The sequence below is a fragment of the Allobosea robiniae genome, assembly GCF_900102525.1.
GTDB lineage: Bacteria > Pseudomonadota > Alphaproteobacteria > Rhizobiales > Beijerinckiaceae > Allobosea > Allobosea robiniae.
In genome coordinates, this window is the sequence record NZ_FNBZ01000008.1 from 25597 (window position 1) to 40747 (window position 15151).

The 15151-nt window shown below is 63.2% G+C and carries 13 protein-coding genes and 1 pseudogene; 5 read left to right on the forward strand and 9 right to left on the reverse strand.

The features are described from left to right. Positions 1–226 precede the first annotated feature (226 nt). The 5 genes from BLQ70_RS20840 (at position 227) to BLQ70_RS20860 (ending at position 6452) form a co-directional block, all read left to right on the forward strand. Positions 227–466: a hypothetical protein gene (locus tag BLQ70_RS20840; RefSeq protein WP_091860888.1), complete on the forward strand. Its 240-nt coding sequence runs from the start codon at positions 227–229 to the stop codon at positions 464–466. A 226-nt stretch (positions 467–692) separates the two neighbouring features. Next, a complete protein-coding gene (locus BLQ70_RS20845; RefSeq protein WP_091860891.1) occupies positions 693–1400 on the forward strand; it encodes a TnsA endonuclease N-terminal domain-containing protein in 708 nt (235 codons plus the stop codon). After that, a complete protein-coding gene (locus tag BLQ70_RS20850) occupies positions 1400–3550 on the forward strand; it encodes a Mu transposase C-terminal domain-containing protein (RefSeq protein ID WP_091860894.1) in 2151 nt (716 codons plus the stop codon). Before BLQ70_RS20845 ends, BLQ70_RS20850 begins: the two co-directional genes overlap by 1 nt. Positions 3551–3555: 5 nt before the next feature. Further along, positions 3556–4620: an ATP-binding protein gene (locus BLQ70_RS20855; RefSeq protein WP_091860897.1), complete on the forward strand. Its 1065-nt coding sequence runs from the start codon at positions 3556–3558 to the stop codon at positions 4618–4620. Next, complete coding sequence (locus BLQ70_RS20860; RefSeq protein WP_091860899.1) at positions 4617–6452, forward strand: TniQ family protein; 1836 nt, start codon at positions 4617–4619, stop codon at positions 6450–6452. Before BLQ70_RS20855 ends, BLQ70_RS20860 begins: the two co-directional genes overlap by 4 nt. Positions 6453–7009: 557 nt before the next feature. Here BLQ70_RS20860 and BLQ70_RS20865 read toward each other — a convergent pair. The 9 genes and pseudogenes from BLQ70_RS20865 to BLQ70_RS20905 all read right to left on the reverse strand — a co-directional run bounded on the left by BLQ70_RS20865 (position 7010) and on the right by BLQ70_RS20905 (position 15150). Beyond that, positions 7010–7456: a hypothetical protein gene (locus tag BLQ70_RS20865; protein WP_091860901.1), complete on the reverse strand. Its 447-nt coding sequence runs from the start codon at positions 7454–7456 to the stop codon at positions 7010–7012. Between the two features lie 41 nt (positions 7457–7497). Then, positions 7498–8439: an HlyD family secretion protein gene (locus tag BLQ70_RS20870; protein ID WP_091860904.1), complete on the reverse strand. Its 942-nt coding sequence runs from the start codon at positions 8437–8439 to the stop codon at positions 7498–7500. Continuing rightward, the gene (locus tag BLQ70_RS20875; protein WP_091860907.1) at positions 8436–8696 is read right to left on the reverse strand and encodes a DUF3302 domain-containing protein; all 261 of its coding nucleotides are present in this window, start codon (positions 8694–8696) and stop codon (positions 8436–8438) included. The genes BLQ70_RS20870 and BLQ70_RS20875 overlap by 4 nt, the downstream gene beginning before the upstream one ends. A 9-nt stretch (positions 8697–8705) precedes the next feature. Next, the gene (locus BLQ70_RS20880; protein ID WP_091860910.1) at positions 8706–9740 is read right to left on the reverse strand and encodes a DUF1254 domain-containing protein; all 1035 of its coding nucleotides are present in this window, start codon (positions 9738–9740) and stop codon (positions 8706–8708) included. A gap of 18 nt (positions 9741–9758) precedes the next feature. Further along, a pseudogene (locus tag BLQ70_RS20885) lies at positions 9759–11173 on the reverse strand (DUF1254 domain-containing protein). 173 nt (positions 11174–11346) lie between these two features. Beyond that, positions 11347–12603 carry a BatD family protein gene (locus tag BLQ70_RS20890; RefSeq protein ID WP_139163609.1) on the reverse strand — a complete coding sequence of 419 codons (1257 nt, stop codon included), beginning with the start codon at positions 12601–12603 and terminating at the stop codon, positions 11347–11349. Beyond that, positions 12600–13232, reverse strand: a complete 633-nt coding sequence (locus tag BLQ70_RS20895; RefSeq protein WP_210184334.1) for a hypothetical protein — start codon at positions 13230–13232, stop codon at positions 12600–12602. The genes BLQ70_RS20890 and BLQ70_RS20895 overlap by 4 nt, the downstream gene beginning before the upstream one ends. Then, the gene (locus BLQ70_RS20900; protein WP_244512111.1) at positions 13229–14137 is read right to left on the reverse strand and encodes a vWA domain-containing protein; all 909 of its coding nucleotides are present in this window, start codon (positions 14135–14137) and stop codon (positions 13229–13231) included. Before BLQ70_RS20900 ends, BLQ70_RS20895 begins: the two co-directional genes overlap by 4 nt. After that, positions 14134–15150, reverse strand: a complete 1017-nt coding sequence (locus BLQ70_RS20905) for a VWA domain-containing protein (protein WP_091860916.1) — start codon at positions 15148–15150, stop codon at positions 14134–14136. The genes BLQ70_RS20900 and BLQ70_RS20905 overlap by 4 nt, the downstream gene beginning before the upstream one ends. Position 15151: the final 1 nt, after the last annotated feature.

The window sequence follows — 15151 nt, forward strand, 5'->3', positions numbered from 1 at the left end:
AGTCTCGTTCCCCGCCACTGGCGGGAGGCCAGCGCCCTCGTTTGTCGGGGCCAGTGCTCACAGCGAAAATCACTCACTCACTGTTGAGGGAATGCCTTTGGGCACGACGCGTCGTGACTCTCAGGTTTTCCCTCGACGCCAAGAAGGAACGCCCATGCATTGCAGTAGAGACCCGCCTGCCTTGTTGAGCAGAGCCTGCCTATCGCTCCCCAGACCTGCTGAACGCATGGAGGAAGCAATAGATAAGCTCGCCTCGCTGGTAATCAGACTCAGTCAGATCAGAATTGAGTTTGGCGAGGAAGTTGGCTCACGGGCAATTCATGCAGCGTCCGTGGCCGCCGCACAGGTGGTGCTGGCAGAGGCTGAGGCGGAAGCACGGCTCAAAACAGCACCGAGCGCGAAGATCATCGTCTTTCCGGTGATCATTCACAATCGGCCCCAACCCGATCAGGAACCGCAGATGTAGAGACGCGACCAAAGCTCGAAAGCAAAAGGGGCATCCTGACTGGAATCAGGACACCCCCTTCAGCGGCAAGCTCCACGACGGCCTAGCAACCTACGGAGCAAGCCTACACCAAATCCGGCAGCTGCCGAACTCAATCTCTCGTTTATACCTGTACGTGCAATAAAGCGCAAGCAGTTTTTACGAGAAACTGGGATCGGGGCAGTGCGCCTACCGAAGTGAATCCCAAATGCTAAATATTGAAAGCCTACCTATCTCCCCGGCTCCGATGGTCTACCTGCCGGGTGAGCATCGCTCTTCTCGAAACGTCCACTCAAAAAGCCGTGGCGCCTGCCGCCCCAGCGTCGTCATCCATGATCGCGAGGTCATGTGCGAATCGGGCGAAGAGCGAGATACAGCACTCATCATCGCTTCCGATCCTGATGTTATCGACCTTCGGGAGCAGCCCCCGGCGGTGACCTGGCTCGACGCGGAGGGGACGCCGCGGCGTCATACTTTCGATTTTCTCGCAACGCTTCGATGCGGAAAGAAGATCGCTATCGCAGTCAAACCGATGGCTGTCGTGAAACGCACCCGTTTCCGTGAAACACTCCGTCTCATCGCCCGGCAAGTCCCGAAGAGTTTTGCCGACGGGGTCAAACTCGTCACCGACGAGAATCTGCCCCTTGATGAAGTCCATAATGCGGTGCTGCGCAAGCACATGCTCCGCACCTCAAACCCGGAGCACGACGCGCTCGTCAAAAACCTGCTGACTGAGCAAGGCCGGGCTTCAATTGCGCAGATCGTCGAAACTAGCGGCCTGGAGGGCCAAGCGTTCCAGGCGATTATCCGACTTGTTGCCTCTGGCATCATTCGCGTCGTTGACAATGCCCGTGTCAGCTATGACGCCTTGATTGAACTGGCTGCCGCCTCCCGCACCAACGAGGAGGTCGCGTGATGAGCACCGATTTCACCCCGCGCTTCAGCCTGTCGCGCCAAGATCGCCTGGTCATCAACAATATTGCCTACAAGCGCCGTAACCGCCTGGCGAACGGTTACGTGCTTGAGCGTGTCGAGGATCCCGACGTAGCGGAGACGTTCACTGACAGGGATCTATTGCTGGCTTCGGCCAAGTCCGATTTCCGTTTCGAGCGCAATGCATTTGCTGAAAGCAAAGCGTCTGCAACAGCAGGCTCGGTGGATGGGCTGATCGGCTGGCTTCCCGAAGAGCAGCAGGAAGAGGTGCTCTGGCGCACCAACTTCTGCGGGGAATACGAGAAGGAGATCCAGGCGCGCAACGCCACCCTGTCCGATGCGTCATACAAGAATCGGGCGCCTATCGTCGCGCAGAGGATTCACGACGCGGAGCTGCTCCGTACTAAAAAGCGCAACGCCGATGGCGAAATCATCAAGCCGAAGGCGGGCGAGCGAGAGCTAGGCTGCCGCAAACCACCGAGCGCGCGCACCTACCGCAAATGGCGCAAGTGGTTCCTGGAGGGCGGAGAACGAGCCATCGCTCTCCGGAAGCGCTATTTCAGATCGGGCAATCGCGTAACTGAGCGGCTGGGCCTGCCGGAGCGGCAAATCATGCACCGCTTCGCGCTGGAGTACATGTCAGAATCTCGGCCGACCAAGCGAGACGTCTACCGCTTGATGAAGGCTCATATCGTCGATGAGGAAAACCCGAAGCGTCTCGCTGCGAGTGAAAAGCCCCTTCGCGTTCCGAGCTATGAACGCCTGGCGGCGGAGATTAACTCATTTCCTGAGTTCGATGTTCAGGCATGCCGACACGGTCTCGACGCCGCCAGAAAGCGCTTTGCAATGGTGCGAAATGGCGTGGATGTGGAGAGGCCGCTGCAGCGTGTCGAGATCGACGAGTGGCGGATCAATCTCCAAACGCTCTGCGCGGATCTCGGTATCCTGGACAAGCTTTCAGACAAGCTGAAGTCCGAAATCGCAACGGCTCGGCCTTGGTTGTGTGCCGCCTTGGACAGCGCAACCTCCGTCTGCGTGGGATTCAAGATCGCCCTCACCCCATCGTCCGATCTGGCGATGGACACGCTGGAGATGGTGGTCACGCCCAAGGCTCCATACGCCTTGGCTGCGGGAGCCCTTAGCCGTGACGACTACTACGGCTCGCCAGAACGTATCGTAACCGACCAGGGAGCTGCATTCCTGTCGTTGCGCTTTCGCAGAGCCATCATCGATCTCGAAGCCGACGCAGAGGCACCTCCGGCTGGACTTCCGGCCCTTCGGGGTCGAATCGAGCGGTTTTTCAGAACCGCGGGCACGCAAGCGCTTTGCCCGTTTACGGGTCGGACCTTTGAATCGATTGCCGCAAAGGGCGACTACGACCCCGTCGCCCGGGTCAGCCTGACTCTTCTGGAGCTTTGCGACGTCATCACCCGATGGGTGCTCGACATCTACCACAATACGCCGCACGCCGGATTGAAGGGCGAGACGCCTGCCAACTGCTGGAAGCGCCTGGTCAAAGCCTACGGGGTCATCCCCGCACCCGACCGCCACCGCCGCCGAGCTGTATTCGGCGTTAAGGCCAACCGCTGCCTGACGCCCAAAGGCGTACGGATGCTCGGTCTTCACTACAATAGCCGGGAGCTGCAGGAGTTTCGCCGCCGCAACGGCGACGTCACCCTTGAGGTCCGTCTCAATCACATGGATCTCGGCCATGTCTCCGTGAGGTTGGACGACGGCGGTTGGCTCCCCGTCCCCAACGTCAGGTCAGGCTTTGACGATGTGCCGATGACGGTCTGGCTCGCTGCCGAGGCGGACCTGAAGCGCCGCTTCAAGGCTCAGGCAGTCCTCGCCGACGAAGTCGTTGCCAAGGCTGTCAAGGATGCCTGGGAGCTCGGCAAGGCCAGCGCGGCCCGCGTGAGCATCTTCTCTACGCGGCCCAGCACCGAGGAGCTGAACTACACGGAGGACGAGCTCGGCTTCGCGTTCGACCGACCGGCGCAGCTGCCTGAAGGTGGGACATCGCTCTCCGGCAATTTGCTCGAGGGCTCTATCCCAACAGGCGCCTGCGAAAATGCCGCGCTCTCCCCGGCCGCCCCCAAGGCGAAGCCCCGCTCATTCAAGATTACGGATTAATTTTCATGACCCATAACTCTGATTTCATTGAAAAGTATCGCGCGCTCCTGTCCGAGTCAGAACGTGTCGTTCTCGCGGCTCGACAGAAGCTGAAAAACACGCACATCGAGACAGATTGGGATCCGGAGCTGCGCCGCAAAGGCGAGTCGCTCGTACGATCGGTCATGGTCCCACAGCAGCACGGTGGAGCTTCGGCCGCACACGGTCGTCACGAAGGCCGGTGCCTCTTCGTCACTGGAGACGCAGGAACAGGCAAGACCGCCTCCCTAGAGCGGCTATTTCGGACACTTCCTGTCCTTCAGCCGAGAGGAGGGCAGCGCTCTCCCCTCCTTCGGGTGATCGTGCCGGCCCCGTGCACGCTCAAAACGCTTGGACGGGAGGTTCTTAGGGCTTTGGGATATCCCCTCGCCCGAGAGCTCGCTGAACACATTATCTGGGCGCGCATCCAGGAGCTGCTGCCGGCGGCGGGCGTGCTCATCATCCACTTCGATGAGACGCACAACCTGACAGACAACGCCAATGTCGTTCAGATGGACAACATCAGGAAGACCTTCAAAATGCTGATGGTCTCGTCCTGGCCAGTCGGGCTGATCATCTCCGGCCTGCCCAGCTTGATCCCAGAGATGCGGAAAATCGACGAGATCCGTCGGCGGGGACAATTTGTCTCTGTTCCGCTGCTCACGATGCCTGACGACAATGAAATGGTCGCCGGTATCGTCGGCGGCTTGGCCGAGGTCGTTGGCCTTACGATCGGGGAGGAAGCCGCAGGAGAGATCGCCCCGCGCCTGATCCATGCCTCATTGCGCCGCTTCGGGATCGCGATCGAGCTGACCCACGAAGCCATTGAGCTCGCTATGCTGGAGGAGAAGTCCCTCTCGATCGAACATTTTGCAACAGCATTCGTCGATCGAACCGGCTCCGGGGCGCTGATGAACCCGTTCGTTGCGCCCAATTGGGCCGAAGTCGATTGCTCGCTGGTTTTGACTGATGAGCCGCCGATCGAGCCCGTTCTGCCGCTGGACCCGCCGCGTCGTGGAAGTCGCACGGGCAGGAAGGGAGGCCGCTCATGAGCGACCTCTATCCATCTCTCCCGCTGCGGACTGGAGAGTCTCCTGCGAGCTTCGTGTCGCGGCTGGCTCTCTTGCACCGCGCTCAGAGCCAGAACGTCTTCGCACTCGACATGGGCTTCGAGCTTCAGGCCGTCGTTGACGGCGACACCACCGCCCTTACGAGGCTTGCAAGGATCTCCGGCGCATCGCTGGAGCAGCTCTTCGACAATGCCATTGTCCGCCACGAGGACCACTACCTCTATCGCGGGCATAAGTTTGCGCGCGCGTCGTTGCGTCGAGCACGGGTCATGGCCTGCCCTCAATGCCTGACAGAGGATATAGCCGGAGGATGCGATCCATGGCTGGCGAGCGGCCGCAGTGATTGGCTCTTCCAGCACTATCGAATCTGCCTGAAGCATTGTGTCGAGCTTGTGGAACTAGGCGATGCGAGCGATCCCCACCCTACTCACGACTTCGCGCGGCGAACCGCATCCCACATCGCCAGCATTCCAGCACTTGCTCGCCAGGCAAGCCCGTCAGATGCGACGAAGTTGGAACGCTATCTCGCAGCTCGTCTAGGCGGTCATGCCGGCCCCGAGTGGCTCGATACGTTGCCCTGCTACGTTGCCTGGAGAACGTGCGAGGTCATTGGCGCCGTTGATCTCAACGGTCGTGACGCGCCCATGCGTGACCTCAGCGAAGCGGATTGGCGACGCGCCGGTGATCGCGGCTATGCCATCGCGGCCAGCGGCAAAAGCGGCGTTCGAGAATTTTTGAACGCGCTTAGGGCGACGGGCGATCACGGCAGGGAGGGTTCTGCGGGTCCGCAGGCTCGGTTTGGTCAATTTTTCAAATGGCTTTACTCCATGAAGTCCGATCCGAACTATGATCCGGTTCGCAACCTCGTAATCGACTTTGTCGCGGATACCGCCCCTGTAGCTCCGGACGAAATGATCTTCGGCAGGCAGATCGTGCCGGAGCGTCGGCGGCATTCGATTCATTCGGCCTCTAGAGAGAGCGGGATCCACCATAAGCGCCTCAGACGGGTTCTGAGCGCCGCCGGCGTACTGCCGCCTGACAGTCTGCACCTCACGGCCAACGTGGTGACGTTCCCGGTTGCTGCCTCCGCCCCGATCGTGGATCTGCTTCAGAATTTGATCACCCTGAAGCAGGCCGAGACGTATCTGAACGCCGGGCGGGTCCACACCAAGCTGCTGGCCGCACACGGCTTCGTCGAACCCGTCGAGGGGCATGAACGCCTAGAGCTCGGCGACCAGCGCTATGATCGTCGCCAACTCGATGAATTCATGAAGCGCCTTTTCGCCAATGTCGTATGGGTCAAAGAGCCCGAATGGCCCCAGATGACGATTGCCGAGGCAGCCAAGCGAACCTGCTGCTCGGCCATGGAGATTGTCAGACTGATCCTGGACCACCAGCTCCGTTGGGTCGGTTCTTGGACCGCCACGACCGGCTACCAGTCCGTATTGGTCGATGTCACCGAGGTCAAAAAGCTTATACACCGTGAGGACGGCGACCATCTTACGATCCGCCAAGCCGCAGAGTTCCTCGGCACCACCGACAGGGTCGTAAGCGCGCTCGTCGAGCGTCTGCTGCTTTCGAGCGAGAGTCGTATCAGCCCAAAGAACCGATGCCCCTACCTCGCCGTCCCTCGAAAAGCCGCCGAAGCGTTCAAGTCTCAGTTTGCATCGCTCCATGAACTCGCTCGCAGCCGCGGAAAGCACATGCCCATCCTGAAGCGCGAATTGGCAACGCGGGGCATCGAACCGGCATTGAGGCAAGAGCAGGCGGTAGCTTCATTCTATCTACGGTCTGTCATTCCACCGGATCTGTAGATCCATTTCCCATTCGTCTGAATGGAGCCCGGCCTTCCAGGCCGGGCTTTTTTTGCGCTTTAGAACAGCCGTTGCGCCAGATTCTGCGGAAGTACTATCCCTCAAACTGCGGAACTTAGCCCAAGGAAACCGCAAGCCACGATTGAATGATTTCAATGACATACGCACGCGCGAGCGGAAACACTATGCCTCTCTCTTCATCTCAGGACGCAGAAAGTTTGGCACCTTGAAGCGTTAGTGTGGCACCAAGAAGCACATAGATTGGCACCGGCCTGCAAGAGGCCGGCCCGCTAATCAATCGAAGAGAACGGCCGGCGAACTGCGTCGGCCGTTCCAATTCGAGGAAGTTCCATTCAAAATCGAAGCATGTCGCCGTTCAGCTCCGCGCCAACAGCAGACATTGGCTAGTGACCGAGAAGCAGGCCTGGGGATAAATCCGCCACGCTCCCAACTCTCTCTCAAGGTCCTTGGATTGCGGACAACAAGACGGCGCGATTGCAAGAGACCTGACGAGCATCGGACGCGTTGCGGCGCGATTGATTTGAATCAGACGGACGCTATTTCCAGCCGATAAGAACACCGTCCGCGCCGAGCGAGAGCTGCAAGCCCTGCCTGCGCGCCGCCAATCTGAGGATTACGCCGCTGGGGTTGCGAAGCCAGAGACGACCCCGCCCATGATCGCCAATAGCCCAGCCCTCACGAATCTGGACGTAAGCGCCCGTGAAATCCTCCCGGCGGGTCAGGCCATAGACGCTCCCCGTCGCGGTCAAGCGCGAAGCACCGATGCCGCCAATGCCCAGACCGCCCACTGTGATCCCGTAGGATCGCCCTCGATAAGTGAGAGTGCCGCCTCCGATTGCACCCGAACCGATGAAAGCGACCTGCAACTGACGGATGGAAACCTTACCTGTTTCCGGACCGAGATTTCGCTGCTGCGCTGATGCGGCGGAAGCCGACAGGAAGGCAGCCGCGAGGAAGGTCAAGGTCGCTCTGAGAAACCCCATGTTGTCTTCCCTTCCATGACGCGAATGTCGGTTACGATGAGCTAGAATGGGTTGACGTAGTTCGTGATGGCGATCTGGCGCAGCAGGACCTTCCGGATGACATGGGCTGCCTTGACCCGGTCGGTGAAGATCGCGGCATCGCCGGCGCTGCCGGCTGGCAGCATGCGGGCGAAGGCTTCGTCGTCGAGCTTCACGCGGACAACGAAGGGCGCTGCCTGGACGGATTTCGGCGCCACTGCGATGCCGGAGGTCTGGACCTGGCCTGTCGCGACGGCCTGGAGCACGCTCTCGACCTTGCCCGTCTGCACCGTTCCCGGCGCCCATTTGAAGGTGAGCTCGACCGGCTGGCCTGCCGCGACATAGCGCGCGTCGATCTGGTTGATCTCGACGCCGAGGAGGGTGTCGGCGGTATCGATGAAGGCCATCACCGGCGCCAGCGGCAGGCTGGTCACCCGCGCGCCCTTGCGCAGGGCGAGATTGGTGACATAGCCGTCGGCCGGTGCGCGCACCGTCGTCTTGTCCAGATTCCACTTCGCGCCGGCGAGCTGGGCCTTGAGCTGCTCTACCTCGGCCTCGCGCTGCTCAACATCGAACGCCCGGCCCGTGCCGCGCGACTGGAGCTGGGTCATCTCGGCAAGGCGCGTCTCCTGAAACTTGAGTTGCGCAGCCAAGGCATCCACCTGAGCCTGGAACGGCACCGGATCGATCCGGAAGAGCACGTCGCCGGTCTTGAGCGGCGTATTGGCTGTGACCGGCACGTCGACTACCTCGCCTGCAACGTCCGGCACGATCGCGACCGAATTGCGCACGACCAGCACCGGTCCCTGCGGCGCGCCCCAGTTCATCGGGATGAACAGCCCGATCAGCAGGACGAGGAGAACAAGGACCGGCGAAACCTTCCAGAACAGGTTGAAGGGCACGACCTTGAGCTTCACCAGGATGAAAAGCAGCGCCAGATAGGTGTTGAGCAGGACAACGATCATCGCGCCGTCTCCGCATCGCCATTGCCACGGCCCGGTTTTGCCGGCACGTCGACATAGGCCCAGATCAGCACCACCGGCCAGAGCACGAAGCCGAGGAAGAGCGTCACCCAGCCGCCGATGGCGACAGCTTCAGCCCAGGGATGGTTGCGGCGCCTGGCGACCATGCCCGGCCACATCGCCATGAAGACGGCGACGAAGACCGTACTGGCGACGAGCACCACGAGGACGATCCAGGCGAAGATGTCGAGGCCGGACATGCCAGAGGCTCACTGCACGGATTGCGGCTCTGGAAATTTCCAGCGCCCGTTCAGAACCTCTGCGCGCGGCCGGTAAAGCCGGACCGTGTAGTTCCAGCCCTTCATCACCGGCAGGCAATTCGGGATTTTGCCGTCGCAGCCGCCGAACTGGATGTCGACGGCGCCGTCCGCGCTCTTCTTCGCGGTGATGTTGTTCAGCGAATAGGCGTTGTAGGCGTTCTTCTCGTAGTAGCCCTCGGCATTGTAGACGCTGACCGACCAGAAGGCGTCGACCGGCACGGACCCGACCTTGAGCCTGTAGACGGTCGTGCCGTCATTCTTCGCGGGCGTGAAGCTCAGATAGGTCGCGTCCTTGTCGGGGTTGCCGCCCCAGCCGGCGGCGGTCACGATCAGGTGGCGGATCGGATCGACCTGCCCTTTCTGGCCGAAGCCGTTCTTGAAGCCGCCTATGGTGGAGGCCAGCACCAGGAGGGCATCGCGAACCTTCTTCTGGCTGGCCTCGTCCCATTTCGGTATCTCGAACGTGCCGGAGCCCTTCTGCCCGAGCTTGAGCGCGTCCTGCAACGCATGGACCTGCTGGAGATCCTTCGGATCGTTGGGATCAACCAGCGTGCGCACGCCGACCATCGCGTAGCGGGTGCCGACCTTGGCGCGCGTCAGCGTCACCGGGCCGGGCTTGTAGGAGACGAGCGGCACATAGTGGTCTTCGTTGATGACCTGCAGCGACATGAAGCGCTTGCCGGCATCGGGCAGGGTGATCGTCACCGGGCCGGCATCGAGGTCGACGACAGCCGAAGAATAGAGCGTGTCGCGATTCAGGCGGATAACGGTCTGGTTCTCGATCTCCGCCGGCATTCTCCGATGAATAAATTTGCCGAGGCCGCCGTCCTGAACGGTCCTGCTCATGTAGAGGTCGGATTCCGCCCGCGGAAAGTTATCGACCGTGACCGGAACGGCGCTGCCTGGCGCGGCGCTTTGCTGGGCGAAGGCAACGCTCGCCATAGCGAGCGACAGCACGACCTGGGATATCAGACTGACCTTCATGGCCGATCTCCTCTCGATTCAGGGGGTTGCGACCTTCTCGACGTCAGGCAGTACCCAGCTCTTGTCGAATAGCGCCTTGGTCGGCGCGTAGGCGCGGAACATCAGCTCGAACTTGCGCGCCGGATCGGTGGGCACCCAATTCGTCTCTTTGCCGGCCGGCGGATTCGGCCCGAAATAGACCTCGAGCGAACCATCGGCGTTCTTCTGCTCTGCATCTCAGGGATTTGCGAGGAGCGACTGGCGCGCGGCATTCCCCGGATCAACGCATGTGTCTGCCGGTCATAGGCCGTCACCGACCAGTATTGTTCGACCGGTGCCTTGGGCGGCACGGTCAGGCGATAGGTCCTGGCGCCGTCGAAGGCGTCGCCATCCTTGTCACGGATCGAGATCATGTAGAATTGGCCAGCGCCGAGCCGCTTGATGCCGATATAGGCGTAGCTATAGGCGAGGCCGCGCAGGTCGGTCGGATAGGCATCGGTGTCGCTGTAGCCGCTTTGCGTGGACTTGATCAGTTCGGGAGGCGCCGGGAAGGTCCAGCGGCTCGTCGGCGAGAAGAAAGGCGGCAGCCCGGCATCGTATGCCCGTTCGAGCCAATCTCGTGCCTCTTGCACGCCGGCAGTCAGCGCCGTCGTTCGCGCCTCGTCCGGTCGGTAAGGCTTGCCCTTCTCGATGCCCAGCGACTTGAGCTGGTCGATCATCGCCCGGTCGCGCGGCAGCCAGGGCTCCGTCTGCACGATCCGGTCGAGATGCGCGAAGAAGCTCGCATCGTAGCGGATCGTCGAATCGAAGCCGATGTCCTTGACGTCGTTGAACACTGTCGCGGGCGGATGTGCCGCTTGCGACAGCGGGTAAATCTTCATCCGCTTGCCATAGGCAACCGAACTGGCGACGTCGGCCTCACCGTGACTCTTCAGGTTCGAGCGAAGCAGCATGTAGCCGCCGAATGTGTCGGATTGCAGTGGGATGTAGCCGCGCGGCGGCTTGCCCTTGTAGCCCGGCGGGAGGACGAGATACTTGCCACCCTTGCCCTTGTCGGCGCCGAGCAACCCGGCATCTTCGAGGGGCATTTGCCAGATCGTGACGATATTTCCGTTGAACGAGCCTTTCGCGTCGCCGGGCGGCAAGTCGAGTACGATCGGCCCGTCCTTCGTATTGAAGAAAGCCATGAAGTAGAGCGCGTCGGGATTCGGCGTCAGTGTCTGATTCTTCGAATCAAGCGGACGGCCCCAATAGATGACCTGATGCACCTTGCCCGGTGTTTTGGTCAGCATCTCCTGCAGCATCAGATCGTAATTGACCGCCGGCATGCCCCAGATGACGGCCTCGACTGCGCGCCGTTCAACCAGCCGGCGTTCGAGATCGCCGGGCGTTGGCTGCTGCGCCTGCGCGGTCGCGAAGAGCAAGGCGAAAATGGCAGCGAAGACCGCTCTCATCATGGGCTCCCACGATCGGCGTCACGCGACCGCATCTGCCGAAGAGCGGTTTGCGTCTTCTCTGTCTGCGTGACGAGGAAAGCTCGCACGCGCCGTTGCCGCGTTTAAGACTGTAACGGTTACGAGAGTGAGCAGCAGGTACCGCTTGCCCTGGCACGCTGCGATAGGCGGTTTCACGTCGCTGGGTTGAGCGGGGGCAATGGACCACCCGCGCTTCGATGAGACCGAGGGGCGTGCCGCCACGCCGAAACAGCACGCGCCAGCTCCCGCCCGCTTCGCCTGTTCCAGCCCCCGCCGCCGAATACCGCGCGCTCGAGTTCCGCCAGGCGTGGGGCCACGCGCGGGTCTCTGCACAAGGCCTCCCGGTCAGCCGAGGACAGGCGGCCATGCCAGATCGCGAAGGCACGATAGCTTGCGCCGGGTTCTCCGCTCCTCGCGGCTCTCCGCAACCGCCGGCGTGCGAACCATTCCGAGCCACCAAGCCCGATGACGGCCTGCCGCCAAACCGCGTGGAGGCGCTCGCGCAGCAACGCCAGCGAGAGCAGCGCGATCAGGATCAGAGCCAATCCTCCAAGCGCCCACGGCCATATGGCAGGTCTGCCGGAGCGGAAGGGTTGCGCTGCGGCCGCAACCGTGACCGTCAGCCCCGGCAGCGTTTCGGTCCTCGCCCTCTTGTCGGCGAGACTCCACCAGGGCTGCGACAGGGCCGGCAGCGCGAAAGTCCCCGGCTGCTCGAAGACGTAGGTGACCTTGTCGGTGCGAAGCCCGTCCACGCTGCCGCGGTTGCTGCGATCCTCGATCACCGGCGGATCGACATAGACCCGCACACCGTCCGGCGCCTCGAGGCGGAACTCGGCCATGCCGAGCGCCGGCACGCCCGTCGCCTGACGCCGGATCGACCTGACCACCGCATCTCCGGCGCGGAACGAACGCTCCCGAGGCTCCGGCGACCAGCTCTCGCTCGCGCTCACGCTATCGGCGACAAGTACCGGGCCGGACGGGTCGATACCGGGAGGCACGCTGGCGGTGAAATGCGTCCTCGTGCCGGTCATCGAACCCGTGGGGTCGCCGTCCCGCGTCAGCAGCGTGACGGCCGGCGCCGGTATCGCAATTTCGCCGCCGCGCCGCGGGAAGACGACGAATTCGAAGCTCTGGCCGACATAGTCCCGGCCATCGATCCGGTCACGGATGGTGATCGCCTGCGTCTCGAATCTCAGGATTTGGACGCCGGCCGCTTCCGGCACGCGGACGACCGGCGGGTGCTGCATCTCGCCGGGGAACAGCACCGCGACGGTGAGCCGAACCGGCTGGCCGATGACGATCCCGCTCGCGGGATCGAGCGTCGTGCGGATGATCGCCGGCTCGGCAGGCGTCTGCGCGAGCGCGATCATCGGGACAGCGAGCAACAGAAGCAGGAGAAGAGCTCTCACGGCGCTGCTCCCGGCTGCGTACCGAGCTGATAGGCGAACTTGGCCCGCAGAAAATCCGCCGGGCGGGTCTGCACGCGTTTCAGCCAGAGCGCGCGCACCGCCTCGTCCGACATCGGGGTCGCCGCCTGGACCGTCGTGTCCTCGCCGCCGGGCTTGGTCTTGTCGAAAACGACCTGATCCGGCCGAGAGTCGGTTTGCCCGGTCTCGCCCCCCTCCGTCTTGCGGCGCTCGGCGCGGATGCGGGCGATCTCGCGGTTGCGCAGCGCTTCCGGCCAGCCCGGTCGCAGCACGAGCGACCGGTCGAAGCGCTTCAACGCGTCGTCGTACTGGCCGAGCATCACCAGCGCATTGCCCTGGTCGAAGGCTGCCGCCGCCGTATCGCGCGCCGCGAAGGCTTGGGCCGCGCCTTTGAAATCTCCGGCCCTGAACAGGGCGACCCCACGCCAGAGCGGGTCGCGAAACGCCTGCGCGGCCTCCACCGTCTGGCCCCGTTGCAGAAGCAGGCGGCCGCGTTGGTCCGGGCTCAGCCACAGATCGCGAAAGCCCAGCCAGCATCCGGCCGCCAGCAAAGCCAGAGTCGCGAGAAAAGCGAGGGCCGCATAGGGCGTAAGACGGTGCGAGCGGATCATGCCGCCCCCCAGCCGCGCCGGAACCAGGGCAGCGCCAGAAGCCCGAGGATCGGGACCAGCCAGTAGCCAGCCTCGCTCCAGTGATCCCCCTCGCCAGCGATGCCGGAAGCATTGTCGCCACGGTCGAGACGGCGGACGATGGCCGCGACGTCAGACTGGTCGGGCGTGGTTGGGACCACCATGCCGCCCAAGGTCTTTGCCACCTCGGCGAGCCCGGCCGACTCGGCATCGCGCAGGGCCAGGATCGTCACCGGCGGCGAACCAGCCGGCTGTGATTCCACGCTGCCCGGTAGGGTCTCATCGGCGAGGAGGAGGATCGCCCCGCCCTGACCGATGCCGGCAAGCGCGCGTCTCGCCAGAGCGAGCGCGCCGGCAAGATCGTCACCCTGCTTCGGCATGATCTCGGGGGAGAGCGCCTTGGCGAGGTCGAGGATGACGGCGCTGTCCGGCGTCGGCGGCAGGACAAGATGCGCCGAGCCGGCATAGGCGATCAATGCCGTCGAGGCGCCCTCCCGGGCCGCCAGGATATCGGCCAGCTTCTGCCGGGCGCGGTCGAGCCGCGTCGGAGCAAGATCCTCGGTCAGCATGGACGGCGTGACCCTGAGCACGATCGCGACGGTAGGCTTGGCCTCGGCAAAAGGCGAAGGCTCGCGCTGCCAGGCCGGTCCGGCGATCGCGGCGGCTGCCAGCGCCATTGCGGCGAACAGCCAGTCGGCGGGGGGGATGCGTACGCGCTGGTCGCCCCCGGTCAGGAGATAGGGAAGCAGTGCCGGATCGATGACGCTGCGCCATTGCTGTGCGGGATCGGAGCCGCGGCGCGCCAAAAGCCAGAGGGCGGCTGCCGGCACAAGCGCCAACAGCCAAAGCGGGCGTTCGACATGGAGGGCGGCGAGTGCGTTCATCATGGCCCGGCCTCCGTAACCATAGCCGGCTGGGCAGGAAGGCGGCGCATATGCCGGCGCAGGGTGCCGACTGCCTGCGCGAGCAAAACCAGCGTGAGCGCTGCGGCGAGCGGCACCCAGTACACATCGCGCCGCGGACGAAAGCTGACGCTGTCGATTCGGCGCGTTTCGATCGCGTCGAGACGCTGATAGATCTGCGCGAGCCCGGCCCGATCCAGCGCGCGGAAGAAGCCGCCGCCCGTCGTCGTCGCGACCTCCTTCAGCGCGGCCTCGTCGAGCTTGTCCTCGCCGGCCGCCTGCGGGTCGCCGACCGCCACCGTGTGAATGACGATGCCCTTGTCCTTCGCAACGCGGGCGGCCTCGACTGGCGGCACCTTGCTCAGCGTGTCGTTGCCATCTGTCAGCGCGATGATGGTCTTCGCCTTGACCGTGCTCCGGGCGAACAGCCCGATGCCGAGGCCGATCGCGTCGCCGAAAGCCGTGCGCGGCCCGGCCATGCCGACGGCCGTATCACGCAGCATGGCGCGGCACAGATCGAGATCGGTGGTGAACGGCACGAGCGCGAAAGGCGCGTCGCCGAAGACGACGACGCCGACACGGTCGCCCTTGCGGCGTGACAGGAAATCGTCGAACACCTGCTTCACCGCCGTGAGGCGATCAACGGTCGCCCCGGATGCATCGACGAAATCGCGCGTATCCATCGATCCCGAGAGGTCGACTAGCAGCAGCAGGTCGCGCGTCGGCAAGTCGCGATGCAAGGGCGGTTCGATCCATTGCGGCCGGGCAAGCGCCGCCATGACGAGCAGCCAGACCATCACCAGCACAACGAGGCTGGCGGGCTTGCGCCTCGCGACCACGCCGCCTGAGAAGGGCTGCCGCCCGCTGAGCCGGACCAGCCTGTCGAAGAACGGCACAGTCAGACCGGTGCGCCGTTCGGCATGCGCAGGCAACCCGAACCAGACAAGCAACGGCAGCGGGATAAGCAGCGCGATCCAGGGATAGGCGAAGCTCAGCATC

Coding starts and splice junctions, on each gene's coding strand:
- BLQ70_RS20905 (WP_091860916.1), bottom strand. CDS start 15,150: ATGCTGAGCTTCGCCTATCCCTGGATCGCGCTGCTTATCCCGCTGCCG.
- BLQ70_RS20860 (WP_091860899.1), top strand. CDS start 4,617: ATGAGCGACCTCTATCCATCTCTCCCGCTGCGGACTGGAGAGTCTCCT.
- BLQ70_RS20855 (WP_091860897.1), top strand. CDS start 3,556: ATGACCCATAACTCTGATTTCATTGAAAAGTATCGCGCGCTCCTGTCC.
- BLQ70_RS20865 (WP_091860901.1), bottom strand. CDS start 7,456: ATGGGGTTTCTCAGAGCGACCTTGACCTTCCTCGCGGCTGCCTTCCTG.
- BLQ70_RS20900 (WP_244512111.1), bottom strand. CDS start 14,137: ATGATGAACGCACTCGCCGCCCTCCATGTCGAACGCCCGCTTTGGCTG.
- BLQ70_RS20840 (WP_091860888.1), top strand. CDS start 227: ATGGAGGAAGCAATAGATAAGCTCGCCTCGCTGGTAATCAGACTCAGT.
- BLQ70_RS20880 (WP_091860910.1), bottom strand. CDS start 9,740: ATGAAGGTCAGTCTGATATCCCAGGTCGTGCTGTCGCTCGCTATGGCG.
- BLQ70_RS20850 (WP_091860894.1), top strand. CDS start 1,400: ATGAGCACCGATTTCACCCCGCGCTTCAGCCTGTCGCGCCAAGATCGC.
- BLQ70_RS20870 (WP_091860904.1), bottom strand. CDS start 8,439: ATGATCGTTGTCCTGCTCAACACCTATCTGGCGCTGCTTTTCATCCTG.
- BLQ70_RS20895 (WP_210184334.1), bottom strand. CDS start 13,232: ATGATCCGCTCGCACCGTCTTACGCCCTATGCGGCCCTCGCTTTTCTC.
- BLQ70_RS20845 (WP_091860891.1), top strand. CDS start 693: ATGCTAAATATTGAAAGCCTACCTATCTCCCCGGCTCCGATGGTCTAC.
- BLQ70_RS20875 (WP_091860907.1), bottom strand. CDS start 8,696: ATGTCCGGCCTCGACATCTTCGCCTGGATCGTCCTCGTGGTGCTCGTC.